Raw genomic sequence first — 20,343 nt, forward strand, 5'->3', positions numbered from 1 at the left:
CTCCGCAGGTAGGACTCGAACCTACGACCGATCGGTTAACAGCCGATAGCTCTACCACTGAGCTACTGCGGAATAATGAAGACAATTTGTATCTTATAAAAATTCTTACTGTAAGTCAAGAAGTTTTTAACAACATCTTGTTCAAACGTGACATGTTTATAATATACTGGATTGCGTTTTTACTGTCAAGATGTTTTCGATATCGGTTTGAGTTTCCCTTTACACTTTCCGCAGACATATCTTTTTGTATTTATTTGACGCCTTCTTACATATTGAAGTAAACACTCCATACATTCATACTTATAAATCTTTTTTTCCTTCTCTTCATTAATCATTCGTTTACAAAAACGAGGTGCATCAACTTTCTTTAACAACTCACGAAAATCTCTGTCCCTGTGCTTATACCCTCTTCCTGTAATATGCAAGTGATAATGACACAGTTCATGTTTGATGATTCCGATTAACTCCTCCTTACCATACATTTCGTAATATCGATAATTCAGTTCAACATTGTGACTCTTCAACAAATAACGCCCACCAGTTGTACGCAGCCTACTATTGAACGTTGCTTTATGTAAAAACGGCATTCCGAAGTATTGTAGCGATACTTCTTCCACTAGCCGTTGGATTTCTCCCTCGCCCATTCTCATTCCTCCTAAACAAAAAAATATTTTTACACTTTTCACGCTTCTTATACATATATTAAATAGTACATATACCCATCCTCATTCAAGACGCGTGGTTTCTAAAAACACAACATGAATAGAAATCCACTCACCAACCTCTCATCAATAGCACTTTAGATTTTTGAGAGTAGGATTAAACAAGGAGGGATTCCTATGCCTACGTGGCTAAAAAAACAGATGCAACGTGCATATTTCGAAAAAAACCGGTATCAAATTAAATTGCTAAATGAATGCTGGTTTTATTATAGCAAAATACATCAAAACTCATAATCCATTACACTTTTTATTCTATAAAAAAAGAGCAGTTTCATCTGCTCTCTTCTCTTACTATTCAATCGGCAACATAGATAGTGCAACGCGTCCTTTTTTTGTATCAATATCATCTACCCATACTTTTACAATTTGTCCTACTGATACAACATCTAACGGATGCTTTACAAACTGTTTACTAAGCTTAGAAATATGCACTAAACCATCTTGCTTTACGCCTACATCAACAAAAGCACCAAAATCAACAACGTTACGCACTGTTCCTTCTAGTTCCATACCACGTTTTAAATCTTCTAATTTCAAAATCCCTTTTTTCAGAAGTGGTTTAGGCAACTCATCCCTCATATCTCGTTCTGGGCTAATGAGCGCATCTATAATATCAACTAACGTCGGCTCCCCAACCCCCGTTTCTTGAGACAACTTAGAAATCTCTACTTCTTCCAATCTCTTTTGTAATTGCGGTTGTCCTACGTCATCTATCGATAACCCTAAACTCTTCAATAACAATTCAACATTTTTATATTGTTCGGGATGAATACCTGTTCGATCTAATGGATTCGCTCCTTCTAATATACGCAAGAAACCTATACATTGTTCGTACGTCTTTGCACCTAAACGTGGGATTTTCTTTAATTCCGTGCGCTTTGTGAATTTCCCATCCTCTTCTCTCTTTGCCACAATATTTTTCGCAACAGTTTTCGATAAACCTGAAACATATTGTAACAATGCAACCGAAGCCGTATTTACATTAACCCCAACTTGGTTAACAGCTGTCTCTACTACAAATGTTAATGACTCATTCAATCTCTTTTGAGATACATCATGTTGGTATTGTCCAACCCCAACTGATTTAGGATCAATTTTCACAAGTTCAGCCAGTGGATCTTGCAGACGTCTTCCAATAGAAACGGCACTTCTCTCTTCAACCTGTAAATTCGGGAATTCTTCACGAGCTAAATCAGAAGCTGAATATACACTAGCACCCGCTTCATTTACAATAATATAAAAGACTTCCTGTTTCACACTTTGTAATACATCTACTATAAATTCCTCTGTTTCTCTAGATGCTGTCCCATTACCAATTGCAATCATTTCAACTTGATATTTATCTATAATAGAAAGAACTTTCGTTTTTGCGTCATCATATTTACGAACAGGCGGATGCGGATAAATAACATCAATATGTAGTACTTTCCCCGTATCATCTACTACAGATAATTTACAACCAGTTCTATATGCCGGGTCTACCGCTAGCACGACTTTCCCTTTCATCGGAGGTTGTAATAATAAGTTACGTAAGTTCTCAGAGAAAATATGTATCGCTTGTTCTTCAGCTATTTCTGTTAATTCTTTACGAATTTCTCTTTCGATTGAAGATTGAATTAATCGTTTATAACCATCTTCAATCGCTAATTGTACATAATGCGCACTTTTAGAATCGTTATCACGAATTACTTTCTTATATAAGAAATTTAATATCTCATCTACTGGTGGGACAACAGAAACTCTCAATATATCTTCTTTCTCACCGCGATTCATTGCTAATACACGATGTGGTACTACTTTTTGCAATGGTTCTTCATAACTGTAATACATTTCATATATATTCTTTTCATCTTTTTCTTCACCTTTTACAGACGAAGACATAATACCTTTTCTAAAAGTAATATTTCGAATCCAACTACGATACGTAGCTTCATCTGAAATCATTTCTGCAATAATGTCTTGTGCACCTTGTAAAGCTTCTTCTGCAGATTGCACTTCTTTCTCTGCATTAATAAATTCCACTGCCTTTTTAGCCGGATCTTCTTTCTTATATAACAACAACCATTCAGCTAACGGTTCTAACCCTTTTTCTTTTGCAATCGTTGCTTTCGTTCTTCTTTTCTCTTTATATGGACGATATAAATCTTCTACTTCCTGCAACTTTGTAGCTTTAACAATTTGCTGTCTCAGCTCTCCTGTCAGTTTTCCCTTCTCATCAATAAGACGAATAACTTCTTCCTTCCTATCTTCAAGTTGCATCATATATTGCCATCTCTCTAAAATCGCACGAATTTGCACCTCATCTAAAGAGCCTGTCCATTCTTTTCGGTAACGAGCAATAAATGGAACTGTGTTACCTTCTTCTGTTAATTGAATAACATGACGAACTTGCTTTTCGCTAAAGCCTAATTCTTTCACTAACATTTTCATTAACGCTTGTCGATTATCTACCATTTCCATATACAACCGTAACCTCCTCTATAATAAAAAAAGTTGCCCTTCAAAGAGAGCAACTTAAACTGCCGATTTAAAAATCTATTAGTCCTAAACTAATTTGTAACGCTTCATCTACACGACTCATCATCACTTCATCTAAATGAGTGATTTTGTCCGTTAAGCGTTGCTTATCGATTGTTCGAATCTGCTCAAGTAAAATAACAGAATCTCTCTCAAAACCATACTTTTTCGCATCAATTTCCACATGAGTGGGTAATTTTGCTTTTTGAATCTGTGCAGTAATAGCCGCTACAATCACCGTTGGACTAAAACGATTTCCGATGTCATTTTGAATGACAAGAACCGGACGAACGCCTCCTTGCTCAGAACCAACAACTGGGGAAAGGTCTGCAAAATACACGTCGCCGCGTTTTACAATCAAAATATTACCCCCCGCTAACTAAGCGTTCTACTGTATGAGCTGCTTCATACTCCGCTAAGAAAGCTTCAGATGCAATACCAAGATTAATTTTTCCCATTTCAATATACCCACGTCGCATTGATTCATGTTGGTAGCGTTTCTTCGTCTTATGTTGACGCAATAACAATTGTGTTGCCTGGCAAATTAGTTCATGGCGATTCTTATTCTCTTGTTTTCCAATTCCGTCCAATTCCGTTACCATTTGCTTTGGCAACCGAACCACGATTTCAGTAGTTACACTTGATTCGGACACAAAAATACACCTCCACCGTCAACTACACACCCAAATATATATATGACACCTATTGTAATAATACCATTGTATGGAGCCTGTTGCAAAGACTTCCTTATTCCTTGCTTATGTTTTCCAATTCATAAACAAAACATTCATCTTCTTAAATTTTTTATCTCATAACTAACTAAAAACAATAGAACTCCTCTTCAAAACTTACGTGTAACTTATATAAAAAATGATTATAAGTAAAAAGCTTCTCATCAAAAAGAGCTTATTATCCAGCAATGAACAGTCACTCCAATGACAAGAAGCAATCATACTACCTTCTATATATTGTTCAAGTAATTAATTATCTCTACAACCTTACCATTCCGTATAAATATTCTTGGCACACGGAAACTGATCGTTGCAATAATTTCATAATTAATAGTCCCTGAATATTCCGCAACCTCTGTAGCGCTAATATACTCATCTCCCTGCCTTCCAATAAGCGTAACTTTCGTACCAAGCGGCACTTCACAAGGAAGATGAATCATGAACTGATCCATTGTTACTCGCCCTACAATCGGTACCCTTTTACCATTTATAAGCACTTCAAATCCTTGTAATCTTCTAAGCCATCCATCTGCATAACCAATCGCTACAGTCGCGATCCATTCTTCAGTTTTCGTTCGATAAGTGACGTTATAACTAATTCCATCACCTTTAATCACCTGTTTAATATGAGCTACTTTCGTATGCAGTGATAGCGCCGGTTCTAATTCAAATGGTAAAAAAGGACGTATTTCTACAGAAGGAGATAATCCATACATTGCAATCCCAATTCGCACTGCATTAAATGTAATCCCTTGAAAACGTAACGTGGCAGCACTATTAGCTGTATGGACAAACTTAGGATCCACTCCGAATTCTTTCAACCAACTTAACTGCTCTAAGAACGTGTTATATTGCTTATCAAAATACGAAGTCTCAACCTCATCTGCCGTTGCAAAATGCGTGTATACTCCTTCTAACTCTAAAAACGGTGCACCTTCTAAACTCTTTAAAAATGCTTTCAGTTCTTTTCTTTCACGTATTCCAATTCTCCCCATACCACTATCAAAGTTAATATGGAATTTCATTACAGATGAACCATCCCAAAGTTTAATTGCTTCGTCCACCCATTCTTTTTGAAAAACAGTTAGCGCTACATCATTTTCAGCAGCTACATTTACATCACGCGGCGGCGAGGGACCTAACACTAAAATCGGCACAGTAATACCAGCCCTCCGAAGCACTAAAGCTTCATCTAAAAAAGCAACTGCTAACCTTGTTGCACCCGCTTCTAATGCCGTTTTAGCCACCGGTACATAATCGTGCCCATACGCGTTTGCTTTAACTACAGCAAAAATCTCTACATCACTTGGGATGAACTCTTTAATATGTGTAACGTTGTTATAAATGGCATCTAAATCCACTTCCACCCAAGTGTCACGGTAAAATGGTGCTTCTTCCATAAATACACTTCCTTATACACGATATGCGAAGCTTATTCTTTTATATGCTTCTTTTATGAAATCCACCTTCAAACTAAGAAAAGACGTGGTGCACATATATCACCACGTCTAAGAAGTCTACTTCACCTGCTTCGCTGTAACTGAACGAGCAACCATTAGTAGCTCCTTCGGCTCTAAACCTTTAGACACGAGCATATATTCTACTCCGTTATGCGACCACGTTACAGAGTCTTTCGTCAATGCACCAATCGTAAACCCAAGATCAACTGGTTCTCCACTTACACTTACCGCTGATGAAGCCTCTGCAACTTTTGCCTTTTCTTGTATTAAAGTAAAGGATTTCTTATTTCCAGTGTATGTGAGTATCGCACGCTTGCCACTGTCTGTCTTCAACTCTTTTTCATCTTGCAGAGTCATACCTTGCGGTGTATCAAGTGGATACAAAATAGCAAACGGTTTGTCTTCTTTCGCTGTTGTTTGAACATCTACCTGCGCTCTAGACATATTTTGTTTCGTATCAAATGCACCTTTATCAAATTTCGCATCGAATTTCACCTTAGAGAAATCTACTTTTACAAGAACATTTTGATCATTATCCATTAACTTCACTGAAACTGGAGTCAAATCGCTCTTCTTCAGCGTAATCTCTTGTTTCGGCAACATATTTTGATGTTGATAGTTTGTTTTTGTTTTAAAAATATAATACTTATCTGTTTTCTCGAAAGTAAGGTTTTTCTTATCCTGCAAAATATCTCTTACAAGTGATTCATATAAATAAGCCTGGCTGCTATTTTGCGGCCAATCACTTTGAAAACGGAAGCTCTTATTAAGTGCTGGCGTTAATACAAATACACCTTCTTCATTTCTTAAAATGATTTGGCTCTGATCTTTTTTTGAATTCTTTAAATTCACACGATAAAAAGACGGTTCCTTATGCCAAATCTCTACATTATACTCCTGAGGCTCATTTCCTGTTTTAATAGATAATTTTGCTTCAGCTTGATAACTTTTCATCCCTTTTACTTTCGCTTCTAAATCTCTCACGACATCATCTTGTTTCTTTTCCACACAACCCGCCAACACAAAAACGGTCAATAAACCGACAAGAACTAAAAACAGACGCCTTTTCATCACTTCAGCCCCTTTGCCCCTATAAATGAATGGAAGATGTACCTTCCTTATCGCTACCTCAAATATATGAGACAAAGATATAAAATATGCAGACTAGCGTGACGAGCTTTCTAAAACAACTTGAGCAACAGCAAATTCCTTACTATGACTAATTGATAAATGAACAACATACTCTGTACTTGTAATCAGAATCGGCTTACCTCTTTCATCATTTTTCACTTCAATATCTAAAAAGCTCACTTCTTTCCCGATACCAGTACCTACAGCTTTTGAATACGCCTCTTTCGCTGCAAACCTTCCAGCTACAAACTCTGTAAGACGACTTCCTTTCAGCTCCATAGCAACATTACGTTCATTTTCTGTTAAAATACGTTCCATAAATTTAAGCTTTCCATCTAGCATTTTTTCAATACGATTTAATTCAATAATATCGATTCCAATCCCTATAATCATTTCAAAATCCCCTTCTTCTATTTAACTTTCTTCTTTCATATTGATAAGAATAACAGAGAATCTTTCTGATGCAAAAGGGGTGATAGTAACCGTATGCTAATAAGATCTACTCAGATTTCTTTACAACCGACTATTCTCACCTTACTTTTTATTCACTTAGTCATGATGATATTAGGCGACTTTTTCCTCTTCCCACTGGCAGCCTCTAATGAATATATCGCTAAAGGAGAATGGTGGCGTGTCATAACTTCCCTTCTGGTACACGTAGACTTACAACATTTTCTTTCTAATAGTATTTTTTTGTTTGCACTTGGTTCTTCTATCGAAAAGCAACTCGGACACTTTTCTTTTTTTATTCTATTTTTTCTTTCTGGAATTTCCGGAAATATTTCTTCTTATATTATTATGCCTCCTGAATATATTCACGCAGGTGCATCAGGTGGTATTTTCGGACTATTAGGCGCACAATTATTTTTATTGTACAATCGATACCGCTCTTCAAAACCAAAAGAAATTGCCATTTTCTCAATTGTGATACTTCTATTACTGCTATTTACTTTCTTTAATCCTTCCGCCAATCCGATCAGTCATTTAACAGGTTTAATAACCGGCGGCATTTTAACTCCCTTTCTAACAAAAAAAAACGATGGTGCAAAGCTTATTTAATATAAAAGCTTGCACCATCGATAATTTCTACATCTACCTGTTCGTTTAAATCCCTCATTAATTGAAATAAAGACTCATCCTTCATCTTCGCCTCAATCATACAATCAATTTGCGGAACACTTCCCTTTATCCTTCTTAAAAAAGATAAAAATGCGTCTACATTAATATAATCTGCATGAGCTCTTGGATCTTTTCCCTCTCTAGGGCTAGAGATATGCATTTTAACCGGTAACAAAGATGTTTCCCACGTATGAACAACACGTGCCCAATCTTCATACCAATCTTCTTGCTCATTATTCATCATATGGTGATGCAAATCAAACACGACGGGAATATCTAATTTTTCTCCTAAATATAATGTTTCCTCTAACGTAAAAGTTGTATCATCATTTTCTAATATAATCATTTCTTGAATACCCCTTGGGACATTAGACCAATTCTCTATAAAACGCTCTAATGCAAGTTCTTTATCTTTATACCCTCCTCCAACATGTAGTACACATCGTTGCTTATGTTCAATCCCCATGCCTTTTAATAATTTTTTGTGCATCTGCAATGTCTTTACAGATTGTTTAAAAACACTCTCCTCAGGTGAATTTAGTACAACAAAATGATCTGGATGGAAATCAATTCGCATATTCATATGAATTGCATATTCACCTAATTCTTTCAATTTTTCTTTTAAAGGACGAATATAGTTCCACTCTAGCAATTCCTCATGATTCGCTAAAGGAATGAGCTTAGAACTAAGCCGAAAGAAAGATATGTCATGTCCCTTATTATGCTTTAATAAACGTAAACAATTTTCCAAATTGGAATTAGCAATTCTTTCAAGTTTACGAATTGCAGCATCACGATCATCTATTTTCTGAAACTGTGCGTACGTCATCGTTTGAGATGGGGATGCATTCTTCAAATGCACACTCATCGCAACGTAACCAAGCCTTACAAGCATATAACAGCCCCTTTTCTATCATAACTACTATGTAGTATGCACAATTACAGAAATAAAAAAAGAGAATGCCAACAAAGGGCATTCTCTTTTTTATTAAGCTTGTGGACGGCTATGATGTTTTCTTTCGCCGCGTCCATTTGAAGATCCTGGGCGACCTTGACCTTCACCTCTACGACCACGACTGCCACCATCACGATTACGATCACGGTTTCCATCACGATTGCGATCACGGTTTCCGTCACGATTACGTCCATCACGGTTACGACCATCGCCACCGCCACGTCCGTCACGACTACGATTACGGTTACCATCACGGTATCCGCCTCCGTTACCGCCACGTTTTTTAGAACCGCCACCTCTTGAAACAACTGGTGGTTCTGATGTTAAAGCGATCGGAGTTGTATCCGGCTCTTTAGTCATCATTTTTAAAGCAGCAGCTACTACTGTTACAGAGTCATTCTCTTCTAACATTTCTTCTGCAATACGCTTGTAGTATGATAAGTTCTCATTTTGGATTGTGCTTTGAAGTTTTTCAGCGATTAAACGTTGTTGACCTTCTAATGCCTCATCAAGTGTCGGTGCTTCCATACGATCAACTTTACGCTTTGTTGTACGCTCGATATTTTTTAATTGTCCTGATTCACGTGGTGTTACAAATAACATTGCAATACCTTTTTTACCTGCACGGCCAGTACGACCGATACGGTGAACGTATGATTCTGGATCTTGTGGGATATCGAAGTTGTATACGTGTGTTACGCCTGAAATATCAAGACCACGTGCAGCAACGTCTGTTGCAACAAGAACTTCAATAGCACCTTCTTTAAATTTACGTAATACAGACATACGTTTCGCCTGTGTTAAGTCACCATGAATACCTTCTGCTGCATAACCACGTAAGTTTAATGCTTCTGATAATTCATCAACACGACGCTTTGTACGACCGAATACGATCGCAAGCTCTGGAGATTGAATATCTAGTAAGCGTGTTAACACGTCAAACTTTTTCTTTTCTTGCACTTCTAAATAGAACTGCTGAATGTTTGGCATTGTTACTTCTTTTGCTTTTACTTTAATGTGTTGAGGCTCAGTCATGAAACGCTCAGCAATACGACGGATTGGATCTGGCATTGTCGCTGAGAATAATAATGTTTGATGTGTTTCTGGCACATCTGTTAAAATCGCTTCAATATCTTCAATGAAGCCCATGTTTAACATTTCATCCGCTTCATCAAGAACAACAGTCTCTACGTTTTGTAAGCGAAGTGTTTTACGGTTAATATGATCTAAAATACGACCCGGCGTACCAACAATAATGTGTGGGTGTTTTTTTAGAGCACGAATTTGGCGGTTAATATCTTGACCACCATAAATTGGTAGAATACGAACACGTTTATGTTTACCAATTTTGTATAGCTCTTCTCCAACTTGAATTGCTAATTCACGCGTTGGCGCGATAACAATACCTTGAACTGCTTCTTTATTTGTATCCACTTTATCTAATAGTGGTAATCCGAATGCTGCTGTTTTCCCTGTACCTGTTTGCGCTTGCCCAATAATATCCTTACCTTGCAATGCATGTGGAATTGTTTCAGCTTGAATCGGCGTAGCCTCTTCAAAGCCCATACTTTCAACCGATTGCAGTAAAGACTCACTTAATCCTAATTCTCGAAATGTTGTCAATGTTACTTCTCCTTTTCTATCCTATACTTATCATTTAAAAAAAGGCGTTTTCCGAATTTGCGGAAAAGCCCTTTTCCTGAATGCTCACGTATATAACCGGGCGTATATTCTTCACGAAAATACTTCTAAACGTTATTACACTTTATCAATTATAAGTTTTGTATGTGTAAAAAGCAAACCCAACTGTTACCTTATTTTATATTCAGGGCCTTTTTCTTTACTTTTATTTTTTTATCATTTACTGTAAGCGCTTATTATAAGTTTCTTCTATTTTCGTGACTATCATCCCTATTTATATACACCAATTATTTCAACATCGTAATTACTTCTTCTAATTTCATACCGCGAGATGCTTTTATTAATACAACATCTTTCGCATCGACTACTGCTTGTAAATCTCTTACTAACTCTTCTTTATTATCATACGCCTTTACACGTTCATTAGGGAAATTAATTTTTGCTCCTTCAGCAATTTGAGCTCCTAATCTACCGTATGTGAATACATGTGAGATTTTTGCTGGATCGATTAATTTACCTACCTCATAATGGAACTGCACTTCTTGATTTCCAAGTTCTAACATATCACCAAGCACAACGATTTTTTTAGTAAACCCATCTAAACCATTCATTAAATGGAATGCTGCCTCCATAGCCGTCGGACTTGCATTATAAGCATCGTTGATAATTGTTAATCCACTATCCGTTTTTACAATCTCCATACGCATGCCCGTCATTTGAAGTGTTACTAAACCTTGTTTCATTTCTTCCCACGTCACACCAAAATGTGTCGCAATTGCCATTGAAGCAAGTGTATTGTACACATTATGTTTTCCTAACACCGGTAGGTAGAATGAAATATTTTCATCTCTATTCATTTTAAAATGTGTCCCAGTTGCCTGTAATGTTACAGTTGTTGGATAGTAATCGTTGGCTCTTGCATCACCAAACGTAACTGTTTCCGCTGCTAAATTCATTTCAGGAACACGATTCGTTAATAACGGCTCATCTCCATTATATACGAACACGCCACCTTCTTGTAACCCTGTAACAATTTCTAATTTCGCTTCAGCAATGGCCTCACGAGATCCTAAATCCATTAAATGTGCTTCACCAATATTCGTAATGATAGCTGCATTAGGACGAGCTAACTTAGATAAAAATTCAATCTCTCCTCGGCTTGACATACCCATTTCTAATACAGCTACTTCTGTATTTTCTTCTAAGTTTAAAATAGTGAGAGGTAACCCAATATGGTTATTGAAATTTCCTTCTGTTTTTTGAACTTTGAACTTAGTCGCGAGAATACTTGTCACAATATCTTTCGTGGATGTTTTACCGTTACTACCTGTCACACCAACAACTTTAACATCCAATTGATCGCGATAGTTTTTCGCTAACATTTGCAGTGCAGATAGCGTATCTTCTACAAAAATAACCGGAAGATTCTCGGGTGGATTTGCTACATCTTTCATCCACAATGTAGCTACAGCTCCATTTTCAACTGCTTTATCTACAAAAGCATGTCCATCGAAACGCTCCCCTTGAATCGGAACATATAAGTTTCCTTTTTCAATTTTTCTCGTATCAATAGACACGCCTTGAATAATAGTTCCCTCATATTGCTCTGCTAATCCAGTACCATTTACCATCTGTTCTACTTGCTTTAACATTCGCTTTATCATATAGAAACGCTCCTTACATAGAGGAAGCACTATTCCTACGAATAGTGCTTCCTCCTTTTTTTGTTAGATTGTATATTTAATTTTTTGTTTTTCTTCGTGACGTTCAATCGCTAAACGAATTAACTCTTCGATTAACTCTGGATACGGTAACCCAGTATGTTGCCATAATAGAGGGAACATACTAAACGGTGTAAATCCTGGCATAGTGTTTACTTCGTTAATATACACTTCTCCGTCTTTCGTTAAGAAGAAATCAGCTCGCGTTAAGCCTGCACCATCTAATGATTGGAACGCAATAATTGCATCACGCTTAATCACATCAGATTCTTCTTCTGTCATTTCAGCTGGAATAATTAACGCCGTATCACCATCGATATATTTCGACTTATAATCATAGAAGTCCTTTTTCGGAACGATTTCACCTACAACTGAACATTTCGGCTCATCATTACCTAGTACCCCAACTTCTACTTCACGACCTACAATATTTTCTTCTACAATAATTTTGCGATCAAATTGGAATGCCTCTACAAATGCATTCTCAAGTTCTTCACGATTTTTACACTTATTAATACCAACACTTGAACCAAGGTTTGCTGGTTTTACGAAACAAGGATATCCTAACTTATCTTCTACTTTAGAATAAGCTTCCTGGCGATCTTTTTCCCATGCACTGCGAATGAAAGACGCATATTTTGCTTGTTTTAAACCAGCCTCTGCAAAGATGTTTTTCATAACAACTTTATCCATACCAGCAGATGACGCTAGAACACCATTTCCTACATAAGGAATATTCATCAATTCTAATAATCCTTGAACCGTTCCATCTTCACCGTTTGGTCCATGTAGTAATGGGAAAATAACGTCAATAGCGTTTTCCTCAGAAGCTGCAGATGGAATAATCTCTGTACTTAATGATAACGGAGAAATCGCATTTTCTGCACTACTCATTTTTAAAGCTTCAACATCTGTTACTTCACCTTCAATACGCTCACCACGTACCCATTGACCTTGTTCTGTAATATAAATTGGATGAATCTCGAATTTATCTTGATTTAACGCTTTAATAGCAGCAAGAGCCGTCTGTAACGAAACTTGATGCTCAGCTGATTTTCCACCATATAATAAACCTAATTTAATTTTTGTCACTGAAATCACCCTAACCAATTGTTTTCATTTTTCTATTTTAGCACTTTTTATAAAAATAGGTAGTTCCTATTTGAAATAAAATGTAACTTCCACAAATAATTAAATGACACTACTTATTGGTTTTCTACACTTTTTCTATTCCACTACTATACAAAGGTGAATTTTAAAATGAAATGGTAATCCTATCTAGTTATGTACCTAAAATATGTAGAAATCCCCTTTTTTGTGTATGTCACCTATTTACTAAGAAGATTGTTTGGTTAGTGTATCTTTTTGCCTTTGCTCAACAAGGCGATCTAAAGAAATATATACAATACCTGCAACTACACATCCTACAGCTAAAATTGTAAATAGCAAGTGGCCAAGTAATCGATCTAATAAAAAGCCTCCCAAAAGTGGACCAAATGCGCTTCCTGTAATCCACTGCAAACTTGCAGCGCCCATATAAGTCCCTCTCAAATGCTCAGGGGCCAAGTTTGCTACAAATGTCATCTGTACAGGCGACATAATCATCTCACCTAACGTATATATAGCATAAACGAACAGTAGTGTTATTAAAATAACTGTAGCATTTGTATTAAACTCTCCAAACCACTTCGGTAACCACCCTATAAAAAACAATCCAATCCCGAACAAACATGCACCATATAACATCGTCTTCCCGACTGGTTTATCCATAGCCCATTTTGAAATTTGAAATTGGAATAAAACAACTAATAGTCCGTTTAACGCCATTAAATATGGATATGGATTATTCGCTCCAAAAATACGCTTCATTTCGTTATCAAAATGTAGTGGCAACATGCCTTCTGTTTGAGAAAACCCCATCGAAATGATAATACCTGCTAATAAGTAAATCATTAATGCCTTATCTCGCATGACAATTTTCCAAACTGCCCCAGATTCCTTTTCTTTATGTTCTTCCTTATCTGTCCTCTTTGGCATCGTCTCTTGAATAAGAAGTAATACAAGTAACGCATAAAATAGCATTGTAGAAGAGGCAATAATAAACACAAGATTCTTTGACAACACAACTACTGATGCTCCCATTATCGGACCAATCGCAGCACCTATATTGTGTCCCATTCGTAATAAACCATATGCCTCTGTTCTTTTTTCTGGTGCCGTTACATCTGCGACCATAGCTGATGCAGCTGGATGAAATAAAGAATTACTCAATCCTAAAAAAATAGATAAAATTGCATATGGAATAAATCCTTCTATAAATAGAAAACCGAGCATTAATAATGCATTACTTGCCATAGAAAATATCATAATCGGCTTTCTTCCATATATGTCAGCAATTCTCCCTCCTATAAGTGAACCAAAGCTTGCAGCAATTGGAGAAAGCGCCATAATAACCCCAACTTCCAACAACGAATCTACCTTATCTTTTAAATATAATGCAAAAAAAGGCATTAACATCATCATTGCAATTCCATTTAACGTCTCTCCAATAAATCGAATCCATACGTTACGGTCCATCTCCCTTAACTCACGCCACGTATTTTTCATCATTTCACTCCTTTAGTTAGCCAACAATTATCTTATAATAAGTTCAGAAAAATTTAAATTTTCAAATAAAAAAATCCATTCTAACAGAATTAGAATGGATTTTTTTCGCTTATAAATTCGCAACATCTTCTTCTTTTTTACTATTATTTAAAGCACTATGTTTTCGGCTATATAAGAAGTAAACCGCTATACCAATAACCATCCATATCCCAAAACTAATCCATGCTGTCCCCGATAATTGAAGCATTAAGTATAAACAGAAAATCACTGTTAACGCTGGTAAAAATGGTACAAGCGGAGCCTTAAATGCCCTTGGTAAGTCTGGATGGGTTCTTCTCATTACAATTACCGCAACAGCTACGAGTGCAAATGCTGACAATGTCCCCATGTTTACAAGATGTGCTAAAACATTTAAATCTATTAATCCTGAAATCAGTGCCGCAATAATTCCCGTTGTCCATGTATTTAAAAATGGCGTTTTAAATTTCGGATGAACTTTAGCAAGACGCTTCGGTAATAAACCATCTCGGCTCATCGCATAAGAAACACGAACTTGCCCATACATCATAACTAGCATTACTGTTGTAATCCCTGTAATTGCTCCTACTGAAATTACCCCCGCTAAGCCATCTTGTCCAATAAATTGCAGTGCAAAAGCAACTGGATCTGATATATTTAGCTGGCCGTATGGAACAATTCCTGTCAAAATAAGCGAAACAACGATATAAAGAACTGTACAAATTAATAACGATGCAATAATACCAATTGGTAAATCACGTTGCGGACGTTTCACTTCTTCTGCCGCTGTTGAAACTGCATCAAATCCTATAAATGCAAAGAATACTGTGGCCGCTCCAGCCATTACACCATCTAAACCAAATGGCATAAAAGGCGTCCAGTTTTCAGGTTTCACATAATTAAAACCAGCAAAAATAAAAATAAGAACAACTGCTATTTTAATAAATACCATAATGTTATTTACTCGTGCACTTTCACGAACACCTCTAGATAAAAGAACTGTCATCACTAAAATAATTAGAACTGCAGGTAGATCAATTATTCCACCCTTTCCTGTACCAGGAGCCGAGGAGAGAATAGTCGGAATGTGGATTCCAAACCCCTTTAATAAAGATTGAAAATATGCAGACCAACCGTTTGCTACAGCAGATGTAGCAAGTAAATATTCAAGCATTAAGTCCCAGCCAATTAAAAATGCGAATACTTCCCCCATCGTCGCGTATGTATACGTATACACACTGCCCGAGACAGGAACTGAAGAAGCAAATTCAGCATAACAAAATGCAGCAAAGGCACAAGCTAGCGCGGCAATCGCAAATGATAATATAATAGCTGGCCCAGAATGTTTCGCTGCCACAACACCCGTTAGAACAAAAATACCAGTTCCAACAATTGCTCCGATTCCAAGCATAGTTAGATCTAGCGCGCCCAATGTTCTCGCTAACGTTTTTTGCTTACTTTCTTGCATTAACTTTGCAATTGGCTTCTTTTGAAAAATTTGCTTCATCTTTCACTCCTCCAAGTTTTAAATTTTCTGAAAATTTTTAATTCGCTTTTTTATTTTACTCATTACGCTTTTCCTAGTCAATACTTTTGTCGAAACAAGTAGAAATTCTTCTGAATATGCACTATCCTTATCATTCTTTCTATATATCTTTCGACAACTCTTTTTGGTATTATTATACATGTCGATTCCACAAAAAAGGCATGCTCCCTTATTGAGAGCATGCCTTTTTTTACTTATTTCACAGTATATGAACCTTGTTCAATCCAGCTATACATATACTTTTCATCTTCTGTTTCATGTGCTTGTTTTACAATACGAAGCGGACGGAATGTGTCTATCATAACAGCTAATTCAAGTGTCTCTTTCTTCCCTATACTTGCCTCTGTTTTCCCCGGATGCGGCCCATGGGGAATCCCGCTCGGATGAAGTGTAATAGAACCTTCTTCCACACCTTTGCGACTCATAAAGTTTCCTTCTACATAGTAAAGAACTTCATCACTATTAACATTACTATGATAATATGGTGCCGGAATTGACTCTGGATGATAATCGTATAAACGTGGTACGAAAGAGCAAATAACAAAATTATGCCCTTCAAATGTTTGATGTACTGGCGGTGGCTGATGAATGCGCCCTGTAATTGGTTCAAAATCCTCTACATTAAATACCCACGGATATAAATAGCCATCCCATCCAACAACATCTAACGGGTGGTGTCCTAAAACATGTTTATGCATATAGCCTCTTGATTTTGTCATTACGACAAACTCGCCTTTTTCATCATAGGTCTCTAATTTTTCTGGACCACGAAGATCTCTTTCACAAAACGGACTATGCTCTAACAATTGTCCGTATTCATTTCGATAACGACGCGGCGTTGTAATTTGGCTATTCGCCTCTACAACAAGAAACTTAGTCTCTCCTTCATCTGGAATAACACGATAAATCGTTCCAATTGGGATCGTTACATAGTCGCCTTTTCTATAGTGAATCGTTCCAAACATTGTTTCAATTTTCCCTGTTCCATAATGAACAAATAACATTTCGTCGCCATCACCATTACGATAGAAATAATCCATTTTTTCTGTTGGGCTCACTACTCCAATTAACAAATCTTCATTTCCAAGTATGAAATTTCGTCCACTTATTGCATCACCACTTTTTTTATTTTCTTTCGTTCGGAAGTGGCGATGAGAAAGAGCAACATCCTCTTCATACTGCAACTGACAAGAATGCGATAATGCAGAATGACCTACTTCTGTTGGCATATAGTGATGATACAAAATAGACTGCGTACCAGAAAATCCTTTCGTTCCCATTACCTGTTCACGATAAAGCGATCCATCTTTTTTACGAAATTGTACATGTCGTTTATGAGGTAGTTCTCCCATGTGACGATAAAACATGCCCATCACCCGCTTCCTTTTCTTTTTTGATCGTATTACGTAGTGTACCTAAACCAGTAATCGACAGCTCTACAACATCTCCATCTTGTAGCCACTCTTCTGTACCAAGTTCTAAAATACAGCCTGTTCCTACTGTCCCAGAACCAATCACATCTCCTGGATATAACGTCACGTCCTCTGAAGCACGTTCAATCATTTCAGCAAATGTATAGTAAATATCTTGGAAGTTTCCCTTTGATAATAGTTTTCCATTTACATGAGCAGTCATTTCTAAATCATATCGATCACCATTACGATAAACATCTAATTCCTCTTTCGTAACAAGATGTGCTCCTAACGAAGTTGCAAAGTCCTTTCCTTTCGCAGGACCGAGACCTACTTTCATTTCTGTTGCTTGTAAGTCTCTCGCACTCCAGTCGTTCATAATACAATAACCAAAAATATATTCCTCTGCTTGCTCACGAGAAATATTTCGCCCTTCTCTTCCTATTACGCAAGCAATCTCCAACTCGTAATCAAGCTTTTTAGACTTTTTCGGACCAATTACAAAATCACCGGAACCAATTACAGCACGATGATTAGTAAAATAAAAAACCGGAATATCATACCATTCAGGCACAACATCTAGTCCTCTTCGTCCACGAGCTGTTTTTACATGTTGTTCAAATGCGTAAAAATCTCGAATACTACTCGGATTAGGAAGAGCAGCTGTCAATTGTACTTCTTCTAAAGCATATATACCCTTATTTGGATTCTTAATATTCCGCACTACTTCTACATACTCATCCGTTTTCTCTAAAAAAGCCATTATAGAAGAAGGGATTTTCCCTTCACTAGCAAGATTCATATCTATTACTTTGTCACCTTCAAGCCATCCAGCCCGTATTTCTTTTGAAGGAAGACGAAATGTAACAAATTTCATCCTGATTCCTCCTTATAAAAATGAAATTTCCACCAGCAAAGGGACTTTTGCTGGTGGATATAAATCTTATAAGTTTCCGCGACGCTCTTGTTCTCTTTCAATTGATTCGAATAACGCTTTAAAGTTTCCTTCACCAAATCCACGAGAACCTTTACGTTGAATGATTTCAATAAATAAAGTCGGGCGATCTACAATTGGTTTCGTAAAGATTTGTAGTAAGTAACCTTCATCATCACGATCTACTAAGATCTTTAATTCTTTTAATTTATCAATTTCTTCATCGATTTTTCCAACTCGTGCAGTTAACTCATCATAATAAGTATCAGGTGTATCTAAAAACTCCACCCCATTTGCACGAAGCGCTTCAACCGTTTTAACAATATCACTTGTTAATAAAGCAAGATGCTGTACACCAGCTCCATTATAGAATTCTAGATACTCTTGAATTTGTGACTTTCTCTTTCCGTCTGCTGGTTCGTTAATAGGAAACTTAATACGGCTTCCATTTGTCATAACTTTCGACATTAAAGCCGAATACTCTGTACTAATATCATCATCATCAAAATGAATCATTTGTTTAAAGCCCATGACATTCTCGTAATAACTAACCCACTCTTCCATTTTTTCAACATTACCAACTACATGATCGACAGCAATTAAGCCAGACTCTTCAAATGGAATATTAAACTCTACCTTTTGGAATCCTGGCATAAATGCCCCTTTATAATTTTTACGCTCTACAAGCGTATGAATTGTATCACCATACGTACCAATAACTGCTTTTTTCAATGTACCGTCCTCATCTGTTAATTCCTCTGGTGGAGCAATTGCGACGGCACCACGTTTCACTGCTTCTGAGTATGCTTTATCAACATCATCAACAAGTAGTGCCACATCCTTCACGCCATCACCATGAGTCTTTACAAACTCTGCAATACGATTTTCACTACTTAAAGCTCCAGACACAACAAAACGCATATTTTTTTGCACAAGAACATAAGATACCTTTTCACGGTTTCCAGTTTCTAATCCAGAGTAAGCCACAATTTTGAATCCGAATGCTCTCGCAAGATAATAACTCGATTGCTTTGCATTCCCTACGTAAAATTCTAAATGATCTACATCACGTACTGGAAAAAAGTCCTCCATTTGTGCAGCTAGCGTATCCATAGATTTTTGTTTCATAATATCTTCATCCCCCTGTAAATAGATTAAATGGTCCATACTTAAAACCAACCGAAAACGCTTCCAACATAAATAAATAGAAATTAGTTAGCAAGCTAACAAATTCTGACCTTTAAAATTTTCTATCTTTTCTGTCAAATTCCTCTTTTTTTCTTACATATAAAATTCGACTTTTTTCTCTTTGAAATAAAGTGAAACTTTAATCAGCCCTCACCAATCAGGCTTTTACTCAGTGGATTTTTGATTACTCGTTGAATCAAGTTGCAACCGCAGCGTCTAATTAGCCATGGATGCTAAATAATGAGGTAACTTTAATACTTGAAGGTATATAAGAAGAAAATAAAAAAGACTCCAACATATTAACTACTTACTAATACGTTAGAGTCTTTATTTTTTTTGAATGGTTGTATTTACATATATCATACTAATACACTTGCAAGGAATAGAATAAATGATGTTAATATTACCGCTCCACCTAAGGATCCTAATAAATCTGTTTTTGTTACTTGAAACACTTGTTCACTGTTCATATCCCTCATTCTCCTTCCATTTTTGTTTGATTTAAAACTTCTATTATACTAATACACTTGATAGAAATACGATTAATGCTGTTAATACTACTGCTCCACTTGCTGATCCTACGAAGTCACCTTTTGTTACTTGTAATACTTGCTCTTTCATATCTTTCATTCTCCCTTCTT

20 protein-coding genes and 1 tRNA gene are annotated in these 20,343 nt (G+C 36.6%); 2 read left to right on the top strand and 19 right to left on the bottom strand.

What is annotated here, in order from left to right; all coding sequences use genetic code 11:
* Nucleotides 1-72 (bottom strand) — tRNA-Asn (locus AC1Q51_RS26080).
* A gap of 113 nt (nucleotides 73-185) precedes the next feature.
* Nucleotides 186-644 (bottom strand): SprT family protein, encoded by a 459-nt coding sequence (locus AC1Q51_RS26085; RefSeq protein ID WP_000503730.1) that lies wholly within the window; start codon nucleotides 642-644, stop codon nucleotides 186-188.
* A 195-nt stretch (nucleotides 645-839) separates the two neighbouring features.
* Here AC1Q51_RS26085 and cmpA point away from each other — a divergent pair, with 195 nt between their 5' ends.
* Nucleotides 840-956: a cortex morphogenetic protein CmpA gene (gene cmpA / locus AC1Q51_RS26090; protein WP_001143640.1), complete on the top strand. Its 117-nt coding sequence runs from the start codon at nucleotides 840-842 to the stop codon at nucleotides 954-956.
* Nucleotides 957-1,013: 57 nt separating this feature from the next.
* Here cmpA and AC1Q51_RS26095 read toward each other — a convergent pair whose 3' ends face one another.
* The 6 genes from AC1Q51_RS26095 to acpS form a co-directional block, all read right to left on the bottom strand.
* A complete protein-coding gene (locus AC1Q51_RS26095) occupies nucleotides 1,014-3,182 on the bottom strand; it encodes a Tex family protein (RefSeq protein ID WP_139213355.1) in 2,169 nt (722 codons plus the stop codon).
* 67 nt (nucleotides 3,183-3,249) lie between these two features.
* Entirely contained in the window at nucleotides 3,250-3,600 is a 351-nt protein-coding gene (gene ndoA / locus AC1Q51_RS26100; protein WP_000635965.1) for a type II toxin-antitoxin system endoribonuclease NdoA, read from the bottom strand.
* Nucleotides 3,601-3,604: 4 nt separating this feature from the next.
* Nucleotides 3,605-3,892 (bottom strand): antitoxin EndoAI, encoded by a 288-nt coding sequence (locus AC1Q51_RS26105; protein WP_000004570.1) that lies wholly within the window; start codon nucleotides 3,890-3,892, stop codon nucleotides 3,605-3,607.
* 308 nt (nucleotides 3,893-4,200) lie between these two features.
* Nucleotides 4,201-5,370, bottom strand: coding sequence for an alanine racemase (gene alr, locus AC1Q51_RS26110; protein WP_000390593.1), 1,170 nt, complete (start codon nucleotides 5,368-5,370; stop codon nucleotides 4,201-4,203).
* A gap of 117 nt (nucleotides 5,371-5,487) precedes the next feature.
* A complete protein-coding gene (locus AC1Q51_RS26115; protein WP_090978912.1) occupies nucleotides 5,488-6,501 on the bottom strand; it encodes a LolA family protein in 1,014 nt (337 codons plus the stop codon).
* A gap of 93 nt (nucleotides 6,502-6,594) precedes the next feature.
* The gene (gene acpS, locus AC1Q51_RS26120) at nucleotides 6,595-6,954 is read right to left on the bottom strand and encodes a holo-ACP synthase (RefSeq protein WP_000583418.1); all 360 of its coding nucleotides are present in this window, start codon (nucleotides 6,952-6,954) and stop codon (nucleotides 6,595-6,597) included.
* Between the two features lie 93 nt (nucleotides 6,955-7,047).
* On the opposite strand from acpS, the gene AC1Q51_RS26125 reads away from it, so the two are divergent.
* Complete coding sequence (locus AC1Q51_RS26125; protein WP_000908526.1) at nucleotides 7,048-7,620, top strand: rhomboid family intramembrane serine protease; 573 nt, start codon at nucleotides 7,048-7,050, stop codon at nucleotides 7,618-7,620.
* Here the strand turns inward: AC1Q51_RS26125 and uvsE are convergent.
* The 11 genes from uvsE to AC1Q51_RS26180 all read right to left on the bottom strand — a co-directional run bounded on the left by uvsE (nucleotide 7,613) and on the right by AC1Q51_RS26180 (nucleotide 20,332).
* Nucleotides 7,613-8,575 carry a UV DNA damage repair endonuclease UvsE gene (uvsE, locus tag AC1Q51_RS26130; RefSeq protein ID WP_000961144.1) on the bottom strand — a complete coding sequence of 321 codons (963 nt, stop codon included), beginning with the start codon at nucleotides 8,573-8,575 and terminating at the stop codon, nucleotides 7,613-7,615. The two genes, AC1Q51_RS26125 and uvsE, sit on opposite strands and share 8 nt — an antisense overlap.
* A gap of 93 nt (nucleotides 8,576-8,668) precedes the next feature.
* Nucleotides 8,669-10,258 carry a degradosome RNA helicase CshA gene (gene cshA / locus AC1Q51_RS26135; protein WP_000206602.1) on the bottom strand — a complete coding sequence of 530 codons (1,590 nt, stop codon included), beginning with the start codon at nucleotides 10,256-10,258 and terminating at the stop codon, nucleotides 8,669-8,671.
* A gap of 305 nt (nucleotides 10,259-10,563) precedes the next feature.
* Nucleotides 10,564-11,940: a UDP-N-acetylmuramoyl-tripeptide--D-alanyl-D-alanine ligase gene (murF, locus tag AC1Q51_RS26140; protein WP_000595969.1), complete on the bottom strand. Its 1,377-nt coding sequence runs from the start codon at nucleotides 11,938-11,940 to the stop codon at nucleotides 10,564-10,566.
* A gap of 63 nt (nucleotides 11,941-12,003) precedes the next feature.
* Complete coding sequence (locus AC1Q51_RS26145; RefSeq protein WP_000161433.1) at nucleotides 12,004-13,089, bottom strand: D-alanine--D-alanine ligase; 1,086 nt, start codon at nucleotides 13,087-13,089, stop codon at nucleotides 12,004-12,006.
* A 243-nt stretch (nucleotides 13,090-13,332) separates the two neighbouring features.
* Nucleotides 13,333-14,604 (bottom strand): MDR family MFS transporter, encoded by a 1,272-nt coding sequence (locus AC1Q51_RS26150; RefSeq protein ID WP_492331804.1) that lies wholly within the window; start codon nucleotides 14,602-14,604, stop codon nucleotides 13,333-13,335.
* 109 nt (nucleotides 14,605-14,713) lie between these two features.
* A complete protein-coding gene (gene bcaP, locus AC1Q51_RS26155) occupies nucleotides 14,714-16,129 on the bottom strand; it encodes a branched-chain amino acid transporter BcaP (protein ID WP_000809361.1) in 1,416 nt (471 codons plus the stop codon).
* 233 nt (nucleotides 16,130-16,362) lie between these two features.
* Nucleotides 16,363-17,535, bottom strand: a complete 1,173-nt coding sequence (locus AC1Q51_RS26160; protein ID WP_014481934.1) for a homogentisate 1,2-dioxygenase — start codon at nucleotides 17,533-17,535, stop codon at nucleotides 16,363-16,365.
* Nucleotides 17,501-18,457: a fumarylacetoacetate hydrolase family protein gene (locus tag AC1Q51_RS26165; RefSeq protein WP_086422752.1), complete on the bottom strand. Its 957-nt coding sequence runs from the start codon at nucleotides 18,455-18,457 to the stop codon at nucleotides 17,501-17,503. Before AC1Q51_RS26165 ends, AC1Q51_RS26160 begins: the two co-directional genes overlap by 35 nt.
* Before the next feature lie 66 nt (nucleotides 18,458-18,523).
* Nucleotides 18,524-19,642, bottom strand: a complete 1,119-nt coding sequence (hppD, locus tag AC1Q51_RS26170; RefSeq protein ID WP_000810920.1) for a 4-hydroxyphenylpyruvate dioxygenase — start codon at nucleotides 19,640-19,642, stop codon at nucleotides 18,524-18,526.
* A gap of 419 nt (nucleotides 19,643-20,061) precedes the next feature.
* Entirely contained in the window at nucleotides 20,062-20,172 is a 111-nt protein-coding gene (locus tag AC1Q51_RS26175; protein WP_001083691.1) for a DUF3948 family protein, read from the bottom strand.
* A 43-nt stretch (nucleotides 20,173-20,215) separates the two neighbouring features.
* Nucleotides 20,216-20,332 (bottom strand): DUF3948 family protein, encoded by a 117-nt coding sequence (locus AC1Q51_RS26180; RefSeq protein ID WP_000654250.1) that lies wholly within the window; start codon nucleotides 20,330-20,332, stop codon nucleotides 20,216-20,218.
* Between the last annotated feature and the right edge of the window lie 11 nt (nucleotides 20,333-20,343).

The organism is Bacillus sp. MT94 (assembly GCF_058792475.1).

Coding starts and splice junctions, on each gene's coding strand:
- AC1Q51_RS26095 (WP_139213355.1), bottom strand. CDS start 3,182: ATGGAAATGGTAGATAATCGACAAGCGTTAATGAAAATGTTAGTGAAA.
- cmpA (WP_001143640.1), top strand. CDS start 840: ATGCCTACGTGGCTAAAAAAACAGATGCAACGTGCATATTTCGAAAAA.
- AC1Q51_RS26165 (WP_086422752.1), bottom strand. CDS start 18,457: ATGAAATTTGTTACATTTCGTCTTCCTTCAAAAGAAATACGGGCTGGA.
- alr (WP_000390593.1), bottom strand. CDS start 5,370: ATGGAAGAAGCACCATTTTACCGTGACACTTGGGTGGAAGTGGATTTA.
- AC1Q51_RS26180 (WP_000654250.1), bottom strand. CDS start 20,332: ATGAAAGATATGAAAGAGCAAGTATTACAAGTAACAAAAGGTGACTTC.
- AC1Q51_RS26175 (WP_001083691.1), bottom strand. CDS start 20,172: ATGAACAGTGAACAAGTGTTTCAAGTAACAAAAACAGATTTATTAGGA.
- AC1Q51_RS26150 (WP_492331804.1), bottom strand. CDS start 14,604: ATGAAAAATACGTGGCGTGAGTTAAGGGAGATGGACCGTAACGTATGG.
- hppD (WP_000810920.1), bottom strand. CDS start 19,642: ATGAAACAAAAATCTATGGATACGCTAGCTGCACAAATGGAGGACTTT.
- acpS (WP_000583418.1), bottom strand. CDS start 6,954: ATGATTATAGGGATTGGAATCGATATTATTGAATTAAATCGTATTGAA.
- uvsE (WP_000961144.1), bottom strand. CDS start 8,575: ATGCTTGTAAGGCTTGGTTACGTTGCGATGAGTGTGCATTTGAAGAAT.
- bcaP (WP_000809361.1), bottom strand. CDS start 16,129: ATGAAGCAAATTTTTCAAAAGAAGCCAATTGCAAAGTTAATGCAAGAA.
- AC1Q51_RS26125 (WP_000908526.1), top strand. CDS start 7,048: ATGCTAATAAGATCTACTCAGATTTCTTTACAACCGACTATTCTCACC.
- murF (WP_000595969.1), bottom strand. CDS start 11,940: ATGATAAAGCGAATGTTAAAGCAAGTAGAACAGATGGTAAATGGTACT.
- AC1Q51_RS26085 (WP_000503730.1), bottom strand. CDS start 644: ATGGGCGAGGGAGAAATCCAACGGCTAGTGGAAGAAGTATCGCTACAA.
- AC1Q51_RS26115 (WP_090978912.1), bottom strand. CDS start 6,501: ATGAAAAGGCGTCTGTTTTTAGTTCTTGTCGGTTTATTGACCGTTTTT.
- AC1Q51_RS26160 (WP_014481934.1), bottom strand. CDS start 17,535: ATGTTTTATCGTCACATGGGAGAACTACCTCATAAACGACATGTACAA.